Below are 18432 nucleotides of genomic sequence, written 5' to 3'. Positions count from 1 at the left end.
GGGGGGGGGGGGGGCCCGGGGGGGGGGGGGGGCCCGGCCCCCGGGGGGGGGGGGGGGGGGGGGGCGCGCCCCCCGCCCCCCCCCCCCCCGCCGGCGGTGCCGGTATCGCCGAGCGGCCCGGCCACCGGCGGGACCCGCCCGGTTCCCAAGGGCCTGCCGATGTCCGCGCACACCCACGCGGTCTGGACCGCGATGGCCCGCCTGCCCACCCGCGCCCCCGTGGTGGCGCTGACCGCGCCCGCCGGCGGAGTGGGCGTGTCCACGCTCACCGCCGCGCTGGGCGCGCTGTTGGCCTTGGCCGCGCCCGAGGCGGCTCCGCCGCTGGCGATCGACGCCGGCACCCGGGCGTGGAGCGGTCTGCCGGCGCGCGTCGGCTCGTCGGGTGAGGCGACGTTCAACGACCTCCTCGTCCGGGAGGGCCCGGAGGCGATGTCCCACCACGAGGCGCGGGCCTGCATGCAACTCGGCCCGACGGGGCTGGAGATGCTCGCCGGCGAGTCCCGGCCCGGGCTCGACGGGGCGCGGCCGCCGATGAGCGCGGGGGCGCTGTACCGGGTGCTGGCCCGGCTGCGCGGCGCGTATCCGCTGGTCCTGGTGGACGCCCCGGCTGCGGGCGACCCCGTGTGCGAGCAGGCGCTGCGACGCTCGACGACCGCCGTGCTGGTGGCGCGGGCGAGCAGCGACGGGACGGAGCACGCGCTGGCGTTCCTGGCGTGGTTGCGCTCGCTGGGCCACGACCGGCTGGTGGACGGCGCGGTGGTGGTGGTCAACGAGGTCGCACCGGGTCCGCCGCGCGAGGTGCGGGCGGGGGAGCGGGTGCTCGCGCGGCAGGTGCGCGCGGTGGTGCGGCTGCCCTACGACCGCGAGTTGGCGAAGCCGGAGCCGGTGCGTCCGATGGCGCTGGGCAAGGCCGCCCGCGGCGCCCTGTTGGAGATCGCCGCCGCCGTGGTGGCGGGTTGGGAATCGACCGCGTCCGCGCAGGCGGGCCCCACGAATGCGAAGGAAACGACATGAACTCTCTGACACACGCTTTCCTGCGGGTGCACGCCACGCTGGCGTATCCGGCGGATGACCCCAAGCCCAATCCGTCGCCCAGCGGCGGCACCGGCACGGGGACGAACTTCGACTACCACAAGTTTCACCCCGATTCGACCGCGGTTCCGCAGAGCGGGGTGCTGGACACCATCGCCAACGGCATGTTGTGGATCGGGTTCTCGATGGCCATCGCCGCCCTGGCCGGCGGCGCGATCATGTGGATGGTGGGGCCGATCTTCGGCAGTCACCACGTGTCCGCGCAGGGCAAGACGTTCATGTGGAAGGCCTTGGGCGGCGTCGCCATCCTGGGTGCGTCCGGGGCGATCTGCAAGTTCGTCGTGGAAATGGTGGCCAAGTGAGGGGCGGGCGCCGAGCGGGCGTGGGATACACGTCCGCGCACGCCGGTCGGCCGCGTCCGCTCGTGGTATTGGTGATCGCGGCGCTCGTTGCGGGTCTGGCGGGCGGGGCCTGGTACTGGGGGCGCAGTTCGGCGCAGGCCGACGCCCCGGCGTCCGATGTGGCCGGGCCGGCGGGCGCCGGCGGTGGTAAGCCCGGATCCGCCGGAACCCCGGCCGGCGCGCCGTGGATACCGGTGCGGACGAGCCAGGCGCCGTCGTACCCGAACACGACCGAAGGCGCGGGACAGGCCCTGGCCGCCTACCTGCGCAACGTCTTCGCGTTGAGCACCGGTCCGCGCGCGGCGGGGGTGGAGTACGCGCGTCGGATCGTCCTGGCCGGCACCCCCCAAGACCAGATCGACCGGCTCGCCGCGTCGACGTTCTCCAGCGATCGCCCGGGCGCGGTCAACCAGTTCGTGCCTCTGCGGGTGGTCACGCAGAGCGAGCCGGACGGGCAGGTCAGGGCGCTGGTGTGGGGGCTGAACCTGGTCGGGTTGAAGACCGATGGTCATACGCCGGAGATGACGCCGATGTCGTCGTGGATGACGATGGGTGCCCGCGTGCGGTGGGTGGACGACGGATGGCGGATCGTGCTGTTGAACGAGCCGCAGCCCGGGCCGGTGCCCGCGACGGTCGGACAGCCGGACTCCGCCGATCGGTTCACGGTCGTCTTGGCCGCGTCGGGGGTGGCGGGCGATGGTCCGTGACCGCGTGCTGCGCCGGGTGGTTGTGCTGCTGGTGTTCGTCGTGGTGGCCAGCTTGCTCGGGGCGGGGAGTTCGCGGGCGGCGGATCCGCCACCGAACCCCAATCCTTCCGAATATCCGGATATGCATTCCGCGTGGCCGGAGGTGGGTTGGCTGCCCAGCATGGACTGCTCCTTGATGTCGATCAAGGAGAAGAAGGAACAGTGCAAGAAGTACGGCTTGGGGACCCCGCGCGGATTCCTCGGCTTGGACGGGAAGATCCACTGCGAGGTCCTGCCGTCGGATCACAAGCTCGCCAAGAAATGTGATCCGCTCAAGATCCGCGAGGAGATCACCGGCGGTCGTATCAAGGACCTGCCGCCGCCGGCTCCGGCCAAGCCTCCACCGGACCCGAGACTCCCGGTCCGCGCCAGTGCGCTGAACATGGCGTGGCCGGACGTGTCGTGGATCAAGGTCAACACGATCGACTGTGCGGGCTCCTCGCCCGAGGTCTACGACCAGTGCCGGAAGTACGGTCTGCTCACGCCTGTCGGCTTCCTGGGTTGGGACGGCAAGGTGCACTGCGAGCTGTTGCCGGACGGGCACGCGCTGGTCGGGAACTGTGATCCGGCCGCCATCCGCGCGCTGATCACCGGTGGTCGCACGACCGATCCCAATGTCGTGGCCCCGGGTTCGCAACCCGAGTTGCGCAAGGTGTTCGAGGGACTGAGCAAGGCCTGGCCCACGATCACCTGGATCAAGGACGACACCGTGATGCCCTGCGGCCCGCAGGCGCCGAGGCCGTCGACGGACTGGAGCGCCTGCAACATTTACGGCCGATATCCCGGATTGTTGGGCGCGGACGGGAACGTCCACTGCGAGGTGGTTCCCAAGGGTGACCCGCTGGCGTCGACGTGTGACCCTGTCAAGCTCAAGACGGTGTTGCTCGACAAGAGTGGCAAGTCGGTCGATATCCCCCTGGGGGACTTCCTTTCGGACGTCAAGGACACCGCCAAGACGATTGTCTCGGTCCCGGGCAAACTGTTGAAGCTCCCCGGGGCTTTCGCCGGCTGGCTCATGAAGAAGGGCCTGGACCAACTCGTCAGGGCGGCGGCGGAGAGCGCCGCGACGTTGTTCGCGAAGGTGGCGGAGTTCATCTTCAAGGCCACCGCCCCGGATCTGCAGGGCGTCGCCTTCATGCGGGTGTACAACGCGGTGTCCGCCGTGATGTTGGCGCTGGTGTTCGTCTTCTTCGTCGCGGCGGTGCTCTTCAACATCGTCTCGGACAAGTTCGGGCACCTACCCGCGTCGGTGGGCGGTCTGATCCGCGCGGTCTTGGGGATCTGTCTGGCGGCCAAGGTCGCCGACCTGATGGTGCAGTTGTCCGATGCCTGTACGACGTCGCTCCTGGGTTCGGACGCCGCCACGCTCACGTGGAGTTCGCAGGCGTTCGCGGATCAACTGGGCGACATGGCGGGCACCTCGGGCATGGCGATCGTGGTGTTGCTGGCGTCGATCTTCGCGATCATCGGGCTGATCGCGCTGATGGTGATCATGCTCGTCCGGAGCATCGAGATGTACGCGGGCGCGCTGTTCGGGGCGATCGCGATGGTGGGCCAGGCACATCCCCACACCCGCAGCTGGGCTCGCAAGTGGTTCTGGAACTTCACGGCGTTGGCGTGGAGCAAGTTCGTGATCGCGGCCCTGTGGCTGCTCGCGGGGAACCTGATCAGTCAGGGCGACTCCCTGGTGGCGGTCCTCAGCGGCGTCGGAATGATCTGGATCATGGTCTACTCGCCGTTCGCGCTGATGAAGATGTTCTCCTTCGTCGACGCGCAGGGCACCGGGATCGGCTCGGACGTCGGCGGCAAGATGGCGAACGCCGCCAAGAAGGCGGCGTTCGGCGAGGACGGCGAGGGCGACTCCACCCCCGCGACGCCGGCCGGTGAGGAGAAGGCACCGGGTGGTGGGGAGAAGGCACCGGGTGCCTCGCCCGCGTCGCAGATGGACGCCAACGTGACGGACGTGGAGTCGGGGATGGGCGGCGAGTCCGACGATGACGCCACCGACATGGACACGGACGACGAGGGTTCGGCGTTGAGCGGGGGATCCGCCGGAAACGGCGCGGACGGGTCGACGGACCCGCTGGGCACGACGCCCGAGGAGGACCAGGGCCCCGGCCCCGACGAATCACCGGATGTGCCGGAAGACGGGAACGATCCCGATTCGCTGAACCCGGGAGGGGACATGGCGGACGAGGCGATGGGCCCACTGACCGGCGGCGCGGGTCCGGGCTCCGGATCCTCCTCGGAGAACGAGCAGATGGCCGCTGACGTCGCCCTCGCCGGTGCCGGGGTCGCCGGCGGCTACCGCGGCGGGAGCGGCTCGGCGGGCGTGGGCAGTTCGGGCGGCCTCTCCGTCGGGTCCTCCCCGACCCCCGACCCCCCGTCGGACCCGGTCCCGGGCAACGGACACGACAGCCACAGCGGCAATGAGGCATGGGGGGTGCGATGAGGTTCAAGTTCTCGCCGCTGGAGTCGCGCGGTGTGCTGATGGGGTTCACCCTCGGCAGGTTGGGTGCGCTGGTCGCGGCGCTGCTGGGTGGTGTGGCCATCATCAGATCCGATAACTGGCCGCTGAGGATCATCTGGATCGCCGTCACCGGCATCTTCCTGGTCATCGCGATGGCCCGCTGGAGCGGTCGGTCGCTCACCGCCTGGGCACCGGTGATCTGGGCCTACCTCGCCCAGCGCGGCATGCGCCAGAACGTCTACCGGGGTGGCCCGTTCGCGCGCAACGGCGTCCAGGAGCACATGGAGTTGCCCGGGGCGTTGGCCGGTTGCGTGTGGTTGCCGGCGCGGGCGCCGGACGGGCAGCGCGAGGTCGGGTTGATCCACGACCGGCACGCGCGCCACGTGGTGGCGGTGCTGCGCTGCCAGGGCACCAACACCATCCTGGAGGACTCCTCGTTGCAGGAGCGCCGGGTGGTGGACTGGGGTTCGGTGATGCGCTCGTTCGGCGACGACGAGTCGCTGGCGTCGTGGTCGGTGATGGAGCGGACCGTTCCCGACGGCGCGAACCGGGCGCAACGTTTCATCCGGACCCGGATGGTGCGCCCGGACACGCTCGCCGCGACGTCGTTGAAGCAACTCGTCGCGGCCTCGGCGCCGTCCACGTTGCGGCACGAGGTGTACCTGGCCGTGCGGTTCGACCTGGCGCGGTTGTCCGCGCAGGTCAAGGAGGCCGGCGGGACCGACGCGGCGATCGCGGCGGTGGTGGTGGACGCGTTGGGGGCGCTCGAACAGGGCGTGCTGGACGCGGGTGTGGGCACGGAGGGCTGGTTGTCCCCGCGCGGCCTGGCTGCGGTGTTGCGCACCCAGTTCGACCCCGGCGACCTGACCACGCTCGAGGCGCGCGGCGTGGACGGGGAGGGCGCCGCCGAGGGGGTGGATCCGCGTCTGGCCGGGCCGGCCGCGACCGAGTCGCACTGGGCGTACTTCCGGCACGACTCGGGCTGGTCCCAGACGGTGTGGGTGCACCAGTTGCCGGTGCGCGAGGTGGGTCGCAACTGGCTGACGCCGGTGCTCAACCAGACCTCGTGCCGGCGGTCGGTGACGCTGGTCGCCCAGCCGCTGTCGACAGCCAAGGCCGAGGCGATGTCGCGGCGGCAGATGGTCGCGCACGAGGGCGACCGGCGTACCCGGCAGAAGCTCAAGTTGGTCGAGGGCGCCCGACAGCGTCAGGAGGCGCGGGCGGCCTCGCGCGAGGACGAGGAGGTCGCGGCCGGGTTCACCCGGGTCCGCTACTCGATGTTCGTCACGGTCACCGCGGTGGACGTCGCCGCGCTGGAGAAGGAGATGCGGGTGGTGCGCCGCAAGTTGTCGCAGGCGGGTTGCGAGTCGGTGGTGCTGTACGGGGAGCAGGACCAGGCGTTCCTGGCGGGCGCGTTGCCGCTGGCGTACGGGCTGGCCCCGATGCGGGGGGTGATCTGAGTGGCGCGTGGTGAACGCGGCCTGGTCCGCGAGGGCAATCGGGCCGACGAGTTGCGCCGCCTGGCCGAGTCCCGCGACGAGGAGCGGGCGAGCCGGCGGCTGGAACGGCGGCGCTCGCGCGCCGAGTCGGCGTGGGAGAAGCTGACCGGGCCGCCGCCGGCCGACGGCCGGGGAACGTTCGGCCGGGCGGCGGGCCGGGTCGCCCGGCGCATGCGGGTGCAGCCGCACACCACCACCACCGCGCACCTGCGCTCGTGGTTCCCGTTCACCAACGACGCCGGTCTGGCGGTGGACGGGCCGCTGATCGGGTTCGACGTGTTCTCCCGGACGGCGTTCACGTTCTCGGTGCACGAGCTGTACCGGGCCGGGTTGTTGACCGCGCCGAACGTGGTGGTCATCGGCGAGATCGGGTCGGGCAAGTCGTCGCTGCTGAAGTGCCTGGTGTTCCGCAACGTGCCGTTCGGGGTGAAGTTCTCGATCAGCGCGGACATCAAGGGCGAGTACGGGCCGCTGGCCGCGGCGACCGGGGTGACGCCGCTGCGGGTGGGCCCGGGGTTGTCCGCGCGGATGAATCCGCTCCAGGGGGTGCGGCGCGCGCCCGGCCAGACCGAGGAGGCGTGGCTGGCCCACCAGCGCACCCGCCGACTGCTCCTGGTCGAGGGCCTGTTGGAGATCGAGAAGGGGCAGCGCCTCACCGACGCGGAGCGCACCGCGGTCACCTTCGGGATGGACGCGCTCACCCGCGAACACGACGGCACCAGCGCGGCGCGGCGCGGCGATCCGACGCTGGGGCAGTTGCTGGAGGGCATGAGCGATCCGCACCGGTGGCGCACGGACGCGGCGCGGATCAGCGTCGATCCGCAGCGGTTGCTGGAGAACGCGTCCAACGCGCGGATGGCGCTGTACCGGATCGTGCACGGCCCGCTGTCGGGGATCTTCGACGGCGCGTCCACGTCGAGTCTGGACTTCACCGCCGACGGCACCGTGCTCGACCTGTCCGCGATGCGCTCCTCGGACGAGATGACGGCGATGGCGATGACGTGTGCCCAGTCGTGGCTGGAGGCGGAGTTGTCGCGGCCGGACGGGGAGCAGCGCATCGTCGTCTACGACGAGTTCGCGTTGATCGCGCGTTATCTGCCGCTGGTGCGGCGGTTGCGGGAGCAGTTCAAGATCGCCCGGGCGTACGGGATGTCGAACGTGATCGGGTTCCACCGCTTCTCCGACCTGGCGGCCGTCGGCGACGGGGACAGCGAGATCGTGCGGATGGCGCGCGGGCTGATCGAGGACACCGGGGTGCGGATCTCCTATCGGCAGTCGGAGGGCAGCCTGGCTCAGGCGCGGGAGTTCCTGGGCACCTCGGATGTGGTGACCGACCTGCTCAAGCGGCTCAAGCAGGGGGTCGCGGTGTGGAACATCGGTACCCAATATCACGTGGTCAAGCACCGGTTGAGCCGGATCGAGAAGGAGATGGTCCAGACGGACAGCCGGATGACCCACGTGGGGGAGACCGCCGACGGCCGGGCGCCGGAGCCGGGCGCGGACGGGAGCGACGCGGTGTCGACGGCGTCGGGGGTGGGCGTGTGAACCGGGCCGAGGGCGGGATGAAGGGTCGGACCAAGGGCAAGATCACCGCCGGTGAGCCCGAGGAGATCCGGGCCCGGGTGCTGTTGGGGTTGTGCACGTTGGCGCTGGGCGCGGTGGTGGTGTGGACGGCGTGGCTGGCCGGGCAACTCGCGGGTGTGTTCGCCCGCGGGGCCTGGCCGGACGCGGGACCGGGCAGCGCGCCGTCGATCGTGATCCGCTGGGTCGCCCACGTGGGCGACCCCCGGGCGGCCTGGCCCGCCGCGGCCCGCGCCGACGTGGGCGGGCCGGTGGCGGTGTACGCGGTGTTGGCGGTGCTGCTGGGCGCGATCACCGGCGGCCTCGGCTGGGTGGTGTGGCGGCTGCGGGCCCGCATCGGCGGGCGGCGTCCGGGATTCGCCAGTGCCGCCGACATCGACGGCCTGCTCTCGACCGAGGCCGTGGTGGCCAAGGCCGCGGTGGTGCGGCCCTCGCTCGCGGGCCGCAAGGGTGTGGAGCCGGGGGAGGTGGCGTACTCGCTGGGCCGCGAGGCCGGTACCCGGCGTCCGCTGTGGGGGTTGTACGAGTGGTCGGGGCTGCTGGTGGCGGCCGAGCGCATGGGCAAGACGATGTTCTACATCGTCGACCGCATCCTGGGCGCCCCCGGCGCGGTGATCACCACCAGCACCCGCCTGGACACCCTGCCCGTCACCCACGCGGCCCGGGCCCGCCTCGGTCCGGTGTACGTGTTCGACCCGCAGCACATCACCTCCGGGATGGACCGGCTGCGCTGGTCCCCGGTGGCCGGCTGCGCGGACCCGCTGGTCGCCATCCAGCGCTCGGCCGGATTCGTCGCCGGATCGGGGGTGGCGGGCAAGAACGTGGAGAACGGCGAGTTCTTCGCCGGCATGGCCACCGCCGTGCTCCGCGCCTACCTGCACGCGGCCGACCTCGGCGGCTGCACCGTGCGCGCGGTCCTGGAGTGGTCGATGAACCCGGACGACCGCACCCCGGTGAGCATCCTGCGCACGCACCCGGACGCGGCGCCGATGTGGGCCGACCAACTCGCCGAGCTCCAGGCGTCGGATCCGCGCCTGCGCGGCAGCGTGTGGGCGGTGGTGCAGCGCGCGTTCGACGCGTTCGCCGACCCGCGCGTGTTGGCCGGCTGCGACGTCGCCTCGAACGAGGCGTTCGACGCGGCCGACTTCCTCAGGCGCAAGGGGACGTTGTACATCCTGGGCTCGCGCAGCTCGCAGATCTCGGTGGCGCCGCTGATCTGCGCGTTCATCGAGGACATCGTGCGCGTCGCGCAGGACCTCGCGCAGCGCTCGGTGGGCTCGCGCCTGGACCCGCCGCTGTCGCTGGTGCTGGACGAGTGCACGAACATCGCGCCGATCCCGTCGTTGCCGAACCTGATGTCGGACGGCGGCGGCAAGGGCATCACCACGATCGCGGCGATGCAGTCGCGCTGGCAGGCGCGGGCCCGGTGGGAGGAGGCCGGCGCGGCGGCGATGTGGGAGACGTGTTCGGTCAAGCTGATCCTGGGCGGCCTGTCGGACCCGGCGGACCTGGGGAACCTGGCCGAGATGTCCGGGCAGTTCGACGAGTACACCCCGGGCGACAGCTACAACGAGGGCCGGATGACGTTCAGCCGCTCGGTGCGCAGGGTGCCGGTGTTGGAGCGGTCCGACATCCGTCAACTGCCGGTCGGACACGCGCTGTTGTTCACCCGCAACCTGCCGCCGATCGAGACGGTGCTGACGCCGTGGTGGGAGCGCGAGGACGCGAAGGAACTCGCGGAGTCGCGGGACGCGATGTACGCCCGGATGGGCATCGCGGGGGGTGTCGCCGGATGAGCACCGCGGCGGGGCAGGCGGACGAGGAGTATCTGGCGGAACTCGAGAGCCTGCTGCTGCGGTTGGCCGAACAGCAGCAGAGTGTGGTGGCGCGGCTGCAGGCACTGGAGGCGGCCGGGGGCGGGGGCGGGGGTGGCGCGGGGGCCGCGGGGGAGGGGCCGGTCGCGGCGGACTACGACTGGCGGGTGCTGGACGCGGACGCGACCCGGGAGGCGTGGGAACGTCTGATCGACTGGGTGGAGTGGCTGGTGTCGGTGTTCCCGGTGGCCGACGTGCTGCCCGGGTGCTGGTACGAACACCCGGTGCTGGTATGGGAGTTGACCGCACTGCGGCTGGCGTTCACCGATGCCTACGAGGTGCCCGACGCGCCGCGCGGGGCGCCGCTGGGCTGGATGGAGGCGCTGCAGCGGGCGCACGGGCGGTGGCGGATGTGGGACCAGCACAAGTGCGCGGGCGCGGGGCGGCACAAGGCGGGGCACGCGTCGGCGGTGTGGGCGCAGGGGTGGGCCGAGCGCGCCCGGGAGTCGGGGGCGGCGGCGTCGGGGGTTCGGCCGGCGGAGGTGGGCGGGTGAGGGGCCTGCGCGCCGCGGCGGCGATCGTGCTGGCGGGAGTGTGCGCGAGCGGGTGCGCGTTCCCGGGCGGTACACCGGAGACCGGGCCCGGGGGCGCCGCCGCCGGGACGACCCGGCCGGCGCCCACCCGTCCCCCGGCATCCACCGGGACGGCCGCCCCGCCGGCGTCGACCTCGTCCGAGCCGCCGCCCACCAGGACGATCCCGCCGCCCGTGTCGGCACGGTCCGGCGTGGACTTCGCGGATCCGGCGGCGGTCGCGGCGGCGTTCGCCGAGGTGTACCTGTCCTACCGCTGGGATCAGGACCCGCCTTCGTGGCAGCGCGAGTTGGCGCGTTTCGCCACCGAGGCCTGCCTCCGGAGCCTGCCGCCCTCGGGCGCGACCTCCGCTCGCGGGAACGCCGGGTGGCGGGCCTTCGCCGCCAAACGCGGCGTGGTCACCGTCCGCGTCGACCACGCCCAGGTGGTCCCGGCCGCGCCGAACGGCCCGGACACGGTCTTCGTCCAGGTGAGCGCCTGGCAGGTGATGGCCCGCGACGGCGAGGTGAACCGGGAGGACCCGGCGCCGCTGAGCGTCGAACTGCGCCGCGCGAGCGACGGCACATGGCGCGTGGCGCGGGCCACTTCCCTCTGAGCACGACCGGACCGAAGCCGGCGTGAACCCGGTTCCCTCATCCACTTCGTGCGGCTGTCACCCACCCCACCGCCCGACCACTTACTCATCTGCTTGCTCGCACACAAATTCGGGGGTTCGGCGGTGGTGCGTTTCGTGGTGTCCGTACTGGCCGGGATGCTGCTGTTCATCGTGCTGATTCCGGTCCTGCTCTTCGGCGACGACGGTGGCGGCGGCGCGGCGTTCGCCGGTACGGGGGGCGCCCTGCGGGAGGACGCCAAGATCCCCGCCGAGTACCGCCCGCACATCGAGCAGGCGGCCCAGCAGTGCCCGCAGCTCACCCCGGCACTGCTCGCGGCCCAGCTGAAACAGGAGAGCGAATGGAATCCGCGCGCGGTGAGCGAGGTCGGCGCCCAGGGCCTGGCGCAGTTCATGCCCGGCACCTGGACCTCCTACGGCGTCGACGGCAACGGCGACGGCCGCAAGGACCCGTTCGACCCGATCGACGCCATCCACTCCATGGCCAACTACGACTGCGTGGTGGTCAAGGAGGTCGCCGGCATCCCCGGCGACCCGATCGATCTGATGCTGGCGGCCTACAACGCCGGCCCGTACGCGGTCCGGAAGTATCAGGGCGTCCCGCCGTACGCGCAGACCCAGGAGTACGTGCGCATCATCAAGGCCTCCGCGGCCGAACTCGCCGCACCGCTCGCCGCGACCGGCGAGGGCATCACGGCGATCATCGCCTGGGCCCAGCAGCAGTTGGGCACCTCGTACTCCTACGGCGGCGACTGCACCGACGCGCACGGAACAGACATGGCCCGCCACTGCGACTGCAGCAGCCTGATGCAGATGGCGTACCTGCGCGGGGCGGGACTGAAGCTGCCCCGGGACACATACGGCCAGATCGACGCCGGCCCGAAGGTCACCGGGCAGCCGCTGCTGCCGGGCGATCTGGTCTTCCCGAACACGGGCCACGTGGGCATGTACGTCGGCTCGATCCCCGGCTTCGGCGACGACACGATCATCGAGGCGCCCAAGACCGGCTTCAACGTGCGCTACGCCCACTTCCGCGACTCCGGCTACTGGTCCAAGGGCGTGGTCGTACGCCCCTCGGTCCTGGCCCAACTCGCCACCGCCCCACCGGCGAACGGGGGAGGCGGTGAGGGGGAGGGCGGCTGGACCCTCCCGCTGGCCTCGTACACCCTGACCGCCCGCTTCGGCCAGTCCGGCGACCGCTGGGCCAACAACCACACCGGCCTGGACTTCGCGGCAGACGAGGGCACCAACGTGCGAGCGGTGGGCGCCGGCGAGATCGTCGAGGCGGGCTGGGCGGGCGCGTACGGCAACCGCCTCGTGCTGCGCCACCCCGACGGCACGGTGACCTGGTACTGCCACCTGTCCTCGTTCGTCCGCTCCCAGGGCGGCGTGCAATCCGGCGAAACCATCGCCAAGGTCGGCGCGACGGGCAACGTCACCGGCCCCCACCTGCACCTGGAGGTCCGCCCGGGCGGCGGCGCCCCGATCGACCCCTACACCTGGCTCCAGGGCAAAGCCCTGAAACCGTGACCGACCCACCACCACCCATCAGCAAGGAGAACCGCGATGACCAACTCCCCTCACCAGCGGCAACGCCGAGCCGAAGCCACCCGCATCCTCACCGCCCTCGAAGCCTGGTCCCGCACCCACTTATCCGACGCACAACGCCGCGGCGACCGCCCCGCGATCGCCCACTGGACCCGCGAATCGAACATGTACACCCACGCCCTCCGCTCCCTCCCCGCCTCCGACGCCGAACGCCTCGAGGAACTCATCACCACCCACGGCCCCTTGGCCCAAGAAATCACCCGCCCGTGACCGGCCCCGAACCCAACACCTCGGCCCCCACAGGCAGACGCGCATATGCGCACGGGATCCGGGCACGGTCCGACCGTGCGCCACCTCGAGGAGCGGTACCGCACGACCGCGACCGCCGCCGGCCACCACCAGGCGTGGGCCGACGAGCACCGCCGCCGCGCGGACGACGCCCGCACCCGGTGGCGCAAACTCGAACGCCTCGGCCGGCTCGGGCTGTGGCACGTCGGCCTCACCCGCGCGCAGGTCGCCGCCGACACCACCACCGCGCACCGCGCCGTCGCCCGCGCGGCCGCCGGTGCCGAGGCCGACGCCGCCCGTACCGAGGCGCAGGCCGACCTCGACCGCGCCCGAGGCCTGCGCGAGGAGGCCGCGCTGCGCGCCTACATGCCTGCGGAGCGGCCCGCCGCCGAAGACGCCATCCGCGTCGACCCGGCCACGCTCCCGCCGACGACGCCTCGCCCTCACCCTCGCTGCGACCCTCCTGGTGGGGATGACCACCGGCGCGGGCCAGGAACTCGGCCACCGCCTGGTCATGAACGTTCCCGAAGCCATACGCGCCGCCGTCGAATGGATGTGAGCCCCCGCCACTCCGACGGGAGAACACACCGGCCGTCCGCCGACGCGGCCACTGCCATCCACGGGCTCACCTGCCCGGTGCGCTGCTGGCCCGCCCGGCAGGCCGCCGCTGACCTCGTCGACGGCCCCGCGTTCCGCGCGGTCGACCAGCCGCCCAGGCGCGTGGCCTTCGCGGCGTGTGTGTTCGTCGGGGGTGTTCGCGCCGCCGTACACACTCAGCGCGATCATTGCCGCCGCGAGTTGTTCGGCACTGACCCAAGGTCGCTTCCTCAGGTTCGTCGTTCGCGTTCGCCACGCTACCGAGGCGGACCCTTGTGGATCCGGCGAACGCCCCATCATTGGACAGATGAGTATGCAGCGGTCCCGGGGCACGTGCGGTGTGCGGCCGCCGGGTCACATTCACCGATAACCACGACGTGTGGCGTCACGACTACCCCGGCGACGCCTGGCGCCTCGCCAGCGCACCCATCTCCTGCCGGGGCTCTTGGCTCCCGTCGCCGAGGCCCCCGGCCGGGACGGGCCCACGTAGCTCGACCTGCTCGGGCTCGTCGACTTCGAGCCCGCCGCGCCTCGAGGCGCCGTCCGCACCGACGACTGCGGCGGGCCCGACCGAACCGATGTCGGTATCGACGCAGCGGTGCTGTTCGCCACCGGAACGGACGGGTAGACCGGCGCCGGACTTCGTGACGGGGTCTTTCCCGCGCGAGGGCAACGACGGTGTCGCTCGACGGCAAGAGGCCCTGCCCATGGCGGGCAGGGCCTCGATCCCGCGTCGTCCTCGCCACCGGGGGCAAGGACGAGGTGGGGTGTTCCGCTGCAACGGAACGAGCCCCGGCTGTCCCCTTAGATGATCCTCAATCGAACTATGGGGGTCCGCCCGAGGACGGATGCCCCCACGATCCAGGCGGCGAACGTCCCGTGCAAGGCCTCGTTCCGGGGTGGACGGACGAAATTGCATCAATCCCTGGTGAAGGACACGTCCGACCTGCGGCGCGAATCCGGCGGATGAGGACTCGGCCCCGTAAGAAGCCGGACGATCGTGCATCAACTGCGGCGGGGTGTGGGGAGAGGGTTCCGGGAGGCGGAAGAATGTCTCGCGGCCACTCTCCGCGTCCGGCTGCAAACGGACGAGTCACGGCGAGTGCCCTATTTGATCCTCCAGAAAACTATGTATCGGAGTAAACATGAGGAAACTCGCACGCCCGCAAAGCCAAGGGGGTCTGCCCCCGATCCCGACCGTGGTGATCGTGGTGGTCGTACTGATCGTGGCGGGCGTTCTCACGCTCGCCGACCACTCGACCGCCTCCACCGCCGGAGTCCTGGCCGCCGCGGGCCTGGTCGCGGTCGAGTTGGTGTCCCGGTTGAATGCCCCCGGGGCTCCTCGAGGCGCCCGCGGCTAGCGGGGCCCGCAGGGATGGGACGCCCCGAGCGGCCCCTCGATCCGGCGGGTGGTCCGGTCATCGCTCTCGCGCGGGAGCTTCGGCGCCTGCGCGAGAGCGCCGGACTGACCTACCGGCAGATGGCCGAGAAGTCACAAGAGTTCCACGCGAGTTCGTTCTCGCGGGCCGCGAGTGGGCATGGGCTTTCCGAGCCGTTGGTCACGGAGTTCGTGCGCGTGTGCGGCGGCGGTCACAAGCGGGCGGCGGACCTGCTCCGGCGCGCACGCGGGCATCGCCACCTCGTGAACCATCCGCGCTCCGCGAACACGATGCTCCCGTTGAACGTGCAGGACGCGCACGACCTGTTGCTTGCGCTGCACACGATCAGGCTGTCCGCCGGGCAACCGTCGCTGCGGGTGCTCTCCGAACGGATCCGCGGCTCGGGCACAACCATCGTCTCCCCCAGCACGCTGGGCGAGTTGCTCCAGGGCGCGCGGTTCCCCACCAAGAAGGCCGTCCAAGCCCTCGCATTGGCATGCGGCGCGAGTACCTCGGACCTCCCGACCTGGGGCAAGGCGTGGGCCAACGCGAAGGAGGCCCGCGTGAACCCGAACCGCCGGGGTTACCTACTGCCGCACTCCCATCCCCCTGTTCGGCCGGCGCGTCCCGTCGTCCCGGCGGTTTCGGATTCGTCGACCGGCCAGACGTTGCAGGTCCTGGCAGCGCGCAGGGCCGAGGAGGTGATGCGCGAGCAGGGCTTCATCCCGCAAGCGCCCTACCCCGGAGCGGACCATGGCTGGGAGAGCGTCTGCGCACACTGCGGCACCTTGTGCGTCCTCCGGCTGCACAACGTCCTCGAATCGGGTGCTACCTGCCCCCAGTGCTACCCCGATGAACACCCTGGCAGAAGCTCCCGTCCGACTCGGGAGGAGGTGCTCTGGGGTTTCGAACGCCGGAGGCCCGATCGACATCCAACCGAATGGCGCCCGTCTCCCGTCCTGCGTCCGGACCTCCCGCTGAACCCGTCGGAGATCGAGATCCGGGCAAGGACGTTGCTGATCGGCCTGCGCCATGGGACCGACCATGCGCCCCCGGCGACGGCGCCCCCATGCGGTTCGCTGTGCGCCGATCGGACAGTTACACCGGATCCGACCCGCGGCGGGTGACCGATACCGACGGTCAAGGACCTGGACACTGTTCGGCAACCCTTCGCGCTGTCCGGGACATATCCCGGACAGCGTTCGAGGGGTGAGCCTGCGCGCTCGCTTCGGGGTCTGAGGAACATCGATGTCAGATCGTGCGCTAAGCCCGCATTGGTCCTGGTGGCGGGCTGACGTGCCGTGTCCGGGCGGTGAGTTCGGGGATTGAGGCACGGATAATCCCCTATTATCTGTGACAACTCCCAGCGCGAGCTGGGCAGACTGTTCCCGGGGCCGACGCGAAGCGCCCCCGTTATCTGCGGCAAGCCGCGCGAGGGGGTCCGGGGTGGCGGAGGTCGTGGCACTGCCGATCGCGGCCGGGCCTACGGTGCGGGCGGCGGCGGACGCGTTCCTCGACGCGCAGCCGAACCAGAACACCGCGCGCGTACGCCACCGCCGTCGGCAAGGTCGCCGAACAACTCGGTGATGCCCGACCGCTCGCGTCGGTCGCCGACGACGAGGTCGGCCAGGCCCTCGAACTCCAGTGGGGCGGCGCCGCCGTCAACACCTGGAACGCGCGGCGGTGCTGTCCTGGCTGGGATGGTGCCGGGCGCGAGGTCAAGCCGCGCCGACGGTGCCCGTGGGGGTGAAGCGGTTGCCGCCGCCGGACTCGGTGACCCCGGTGCGGTCCAAAACGGCGATCGACCGGCTGATCGCCCGGCGCGAAGTCGGGCTGCGGGAGAAGACGCTCTACCGGATGCTCTACGAGACCGCCGCTCGCGCCGAGGAAGTCCTCGCGTTGAACCTCGAGGACCTGGACCTCGCGCAGCGGCGCGCGCCGGTCAGGGCCAAGGGGCCGCGACGCGCCGCCGCGGTTCGGCCGCCCGCGAGGACGCGGTGCGCGAATGGGTGTACTGGGACGCCGGCACCGCGCGGCTGCTGCCACGCCTCCTGAAAGGGCGTGGGCGCGGGCCGGTGTTCACCACCCACCGCCGACCGGCGCCGGGCAAGGTGATCGGTCTGCGGGACGTCTGCCCGGACACCGGGATGGCGCGGCTGTCGTACGGTCAGGCCCGCGCGCTGCTCGACCACCACACGGCCCTGGCCGGGCCGGGCACCGGGTGGGACCTGCACGAGTTCCGGCACAGCGCGCTGACCCACCTCGGCCGCACCCCGGGCGTGAACCTGTTGCTGCTGATGGCCAAGTCGAGGCACCGCAAGGCCGACAGCCTGCGCATCTACTTCCACCCCACCGGCGAGGACATCGCCGCGCTGACCGCGTTCCTTGCCCCGGGCGACGCTCGCCGCTGACGGACGGTGCCCAGGCGGCGGTGTGGTGGTCAGGCGTCCCAGCGGGCGAAGCCGGTCAGCAGTTCGGCGGTGGGGCTGAGAATGTCCAGCAGTGGTGCGTCGATGCCGAGTTCGGCCTCAAGGTCGGCGAGGTCGTCGGGATCCCAAGCCGTGCGGTGCTCGACGAGTTGGCCGTCCCGCCACAACTCGAACCACGTCTCACCGTGCGCGGCGTCACGGCGCAGGCTGACGACGTCGGTGCCGGCCGACGCCGGGCCCAGCTTGTCGCCGTCGGCGGCGTACAGCGTCACGGCTTCGAAGCCGAACGCCCAATCGCCGCGGGATCCGGCGCGGACGATCGCGATAATGATCTCCTCGTCCTCTCCGGCCATCAGATCGTCGCGCAGGTCATCGGCGTCCATCGCGTCCCGGACCGCGGTGTACTCCGGGACGCAGCCCAGGCGCTCCAGCAGTTCCTGCGCAGACAGTCCCCGCGCGAAGGTCGCGCAGAAGCCGATCGGGAAGTGCGTGTGTTCCGCAAGCCAGCGGAAGCCGTCGCCGGTCATGCAGGTCCCCTTCGTGAACGGGGACAGCCGCGCGGCTGTCCCCGGTGGTCGTCGTGCGGCCCATGCGCACGCGGTCGGTGCGGCCATACCCAGTCACAGGTGCGGGGTGCCGCGAACTGCGTAGACGGGCAGGCGGGCGTCTTCCAGGTAGGTCCGGCCGAGAGAGAGGCCGAACCGGCGTTCGATGACGCCGAGGGTGCGGCGGTAGGTGACCCGGAAGTCCTCGTCCTCGGGGGCGAGTTGCTCCTCGCCGGTGGGGTCGAGCACGCCCGCGGCGGCCAGGTCGGGCAGCAGCAGGTCCGGTTCGGCGCCGTAGCGGTTGTCCTCCTCGCCGAGGCCGAACAGCCACAGCCCGACGCCGTCGCGGGTGTAGGAGACGGTGGCGGGCGGGTGTTCCTGGATCGGCACGTAGTGCACGGCCTCCACCCCGCCGCGCGAGATCTCGATCTGGCGCTCGCTGCCCGTCGAGTGCCCGTACTCGATGGCGAACGACCAGCCTGCGCACTCACCGACGCGGACGACGCCGTCGCCGTCCTCGCCCGGCCGCCAGATCTCCATGTCGATGTGCCACGCCTCGGTGTCGGTCATCGGTTCGTCCGCCCGCCCGAGATCGCCGCCCATGCGCAGGGCCAGTTCGTGCGGGGTGATCCCGCGTGCGAAGACCACGCTGGACATCCAGCCCTTGATGTCGACCAGCCACACGATGCCGTCGCGCATGTCCCCGCCCTCTCGGCCATACAGGTGGTTGCTTTGTGTTGAGGGCGGGAGCCTAGCCCCCGGCTCCGACGCGACACCGGTCCGGGGCGCGCGTTTGGGGGGCCCGAGGGGGAGCAGGACACCGGGCGGTGGGGGGGGGGGGCGGGGGGGGGCGCAGCCGCCCCGCCGTGGGGGTGGGGGGGAGGGGGTGCCGGGTGGAG

At 71.8% G+C, this 18432-nt stretch carries 15 protein-coding genes and 1 pseudogene; 14 read left to right on the top strand and 2 right to left on the bottom strand.

Translation table 11 applies throughout. The annotated features are described in order from the left end of the window. Positions 1-159 precede the first annotated feature (159 nt). The 14 genes and pseudogenes from ACFRCG_RS12735 (at position 160) to ACFRCG_RS12670 (ending at position 16970) form a co-directional block, all read left to right on the top strand. A complete protein-coding gene (locus ACFRCG_RS12735) occupies positions 160-1014 on the top strand; it encodes a MinD/ParA family protein (RefSeq protein WP_380030849.1) in 855 nt (284 codons plus the stop codon). After that, a complete protein-coding gene (locus tag ACFRCG_RS12730; protein ID WP_380030847.1) occupies positions 1011-1394 on the top strand; it encodes a hypothetical protein in 384 nt (127 codons plus the stop codon). The genes ACFRCG_RS12735 and ACFRCG_RS12730 overlap by 4 nt, the downstream gene beginning before the upstream one ends. Before the next feature lie 20 nt (positions 1395-1414). Further along, positions 1415-2140, top strand: a complete 726-nt coding sequence (locus ACFRCG_RS12725) for a hypothetical protein (RefSeq protein WP_380030846.1) — start codon at positions 1415-1417, stop codon at positions 2138-2140. After that, positions 2130-4631 carry a hypothetical protein gene (locus ACFRCG_RS12720; RefSeq protein WP_380030844.1) on the top strand — a complete coding sequence of 834 codons (2502 nt, stop codon included), beginning with the start codon at positions 2130-2132 and terminating at the stop codon, positions 4629-4631. Before ACFRCG_RS12725 ends, ACFRCG_RS12720 begins: the two co-directional genes overlap by 11 nt. Continuing rightward, on the top strand, positions 4628-6109 hold the full coding sequence (locus ACFRCG_RS12715) for an SCO6880 family protein (RefSeq protein ID WP_380030843.1): 1482 nt from the start codon (positions 4628-4630) through the stop codon (positions 6107-6109). The genes ACFRCG_RS12720 and ACFRCG_RS12715 overlap by 4 nt, the downstream gene beginning before the upstream one ends. Further along, a complete protein-coding gene (locus ACFRCG_RS12710; RefSeq protein WP_380030841.1) occupies positions 6110-7693 on the top strand; it encodes a hypothetical protein in 1584 nt (527 codons plus the stop codon). Further along, positions 7690-9525, top strand: a complete 1836-nt coding sequence (locus ACFRCG_RS12705) for a type IV secretory system conjugative DNA transfer family protein (RefSeq protein ID WP_380030840.1) — start codon at positions 7690-7692, stop codon at positions 9523-9525. Before ACFRCG_RS12710 ends, ACFRCG_RS12705 begins: the two co-directional genes overlap by 4 nt. After that, positions 9522-10097 carry a hypothetical protein gene (locus ACFRCG_RS12700; RefSeq protein WP_380030839.1) on the top strand — a complete coding sequence of 192 codons (576 nt, stop codon included), beginning with the start codon at positions 9522-9524 and terminating at the stop codon, positions 10095-10097. Before ACFRCG_RS12705 ends, ACFRCG_RS12700 begins: the two co-directional genes overlap by 4 nt. Next, positions 10094-10729 carry a hypothetical protein gene (locus ACFRCG_RS12695; protein ID WP_380030838.1) on the top strand — a complete coding sequence of 212 codons (636 nt, stop codon included), beginning with the start codon at positions 10094-10096 and terminating at the stop codon, positions 10727-10729. Before ACFRCG_RS12700 ends, ACFRCG_RS12695 begins: the two co-directional genes overlap by 4 nt. A 93-nt stretch (positions 10730-10822) precedes the next feature. After that, on the top strand, positions 10823-12277 hold the full coding sequence (locus ACFRCG_RS12690; protein WP_380030837.1) for a peptidoglycan DD-metalloendopeptidase family protein: 1455 nt from the start codon (positions 10823-10825) through the stop codon (positions 12275-12277). 36 nt (positions 12278-12313) lie between these two features. Further along, positions 12314-12565 (top strand): hypothetical protein, encoded by a 252-nt coding sequence (locus tag ACFRCG_RS12685; RefSeq protein ID WP_380030836.1) that lies wholly within the window; start codon positions 12314-12316, stop codon positions 12563-12565. A 1760-nt stretch (positions 12566-14325) separates the two neighbouring features. After that, positions 14326-14541: a hypothetical protein gene (locus ACFRCG_RS12680; RefSeq protein WP_380030835.1), complete on the top strand. Its 216-nt coding sequence runs from the start codon at positions 14326-14328 to the stop codon at positions 14539-14541. A gap of 14 nt (positions 14542-14555) precedes the next feature. Next, complete coding sequence (locus tag ACFRCG_RS12675; RefSeq protein WP_380030834.1) at positions 14556-15686, top strand: helix-turn-helix domain-containing protein; 1131 nt, start codon at positions 14556-14558, stop codon at positions 15684-15686. 319 nt (positions 15687-16005) lie between these two features. After that, positions 16006-16970, top strand: a pseudogene (locus tag ACFRCG_RS12670) (tyrosine-type recombinase/integrase). 29 nt (positions 16971-16999) lie between these two features. Here ACFRCG_RS12670 and ACFRCG_RS12665 read toward each other — a convergent pair. Further along, positions 17000-17515, bottom strand: coding sequence for a DUF6461 domain-containing protein (locus tag ACFRCG_RS12665; protein WP_380030833.1), 516 nt, complete (start codon positions 17513-17515; stop codon positions 17000-17002). Between the two features lie 93 nt (positions 17516-17608). Further along, complete coding sequence (locus ACFRCG_RS12660) at positions 17609-18232, bottom strand: DUF6461 domain-containing protein (RefSeq protein ID WP_380030832.1); 624 nt, start codon at positions 18230-18232, stop codon at positions 17609-17611. Positions 18233-18432 lie beyond the last annotated feature (200 nt).

The sequence above is a fragment of the Embleya sp. NPDC056575 genome (genome assembly GCF_042793325.1).
Classification (GTDB): domain Bacteria; phylum Actinomycetota; class Actinomycetes; order Streptomycetales; family Streptomycetaceae; genus Embleya.
This window is presented reverse-complemented; position numbering and strand designations above follow the sequence as displayed.

Excerpts from the sequence above, each read along its gene's own strand:
- ACFRCG_RS12735 (WP_380030849.1), top strand. The coding sequence starts at position 160 with ATGTCCGCGCACACCCACGCGGTCTGGACCGCGATGGCCCGCCTGCCC.
- ACFRCG_RS12730 (WP_380030847.1), top strand. The coding sequence starts at position 1,011 with ATGAACTCTCTGACACACGCTTTCCTGCGGGTGCACGCCACGCTGGCG.
- ACFRCG_RS12720 (WP_380030844.1), top strand. The coding sequence starts at position 2,130 with ATGGTCCGTGACCGCGTGCTGCGCCGGGTGGTTGTGCTGCTGGTGTTC.
- ACFRCG_RS12715 (WP_380030843.1), top strand. The coding sequence starts at position 4,628 with ATGAGGTTCAAGTTCTCGCCGCTGGAGTCGCGCGGTGTGCTGATGGGG.
- ACFRCG_RS12700 (WP_380030839.1), top strand. The coding sequence starts at position 9,522 with ATGAGCACCGCGGCGGGGCAGGCGGACGAGGAGTATCTGGCGGAACTC.
- ACFRCG_RS12685 (WP_380030836.1), top strand. The coding sequence starts at position 12,314 with ATGACCAACTCCCCTCACCAGCGGCAACGCCGAGCCGAAGCCACCCGC.
- ACFRCG_RS12680 (WP_380030835.1), top strand. The coding sequence starts at position 14,326 with ATGAGGAAACTCGCACGCCCGCAAAGCCAAGGGGGTCTGCCCCCGATC.
- ACFRCG_RS12675 (WP_380030834.1), top strand. The coding sequence starts at position 14,556 with ATGGGACGCCCCGAGCGGCCCCTCGATCCGGCGGGTGGTCCGGTCATC.
- ACFRCG_RS12665 (WP_380030833.1), bottom strand. The coding sequence starts at position 17,515 with ATGACCGGCGACGGCTTCCGCTGGCTTGCGGAACACACGCACTTCCCG.
- ACFRCG_RS12660 (WP_380030832.1), bottom strand. The coding sequence starts at position 18,232 with ATGCGCGACGGCATCGTGTGGCTGGTCGACATCAAGGGCTGGATGTCC.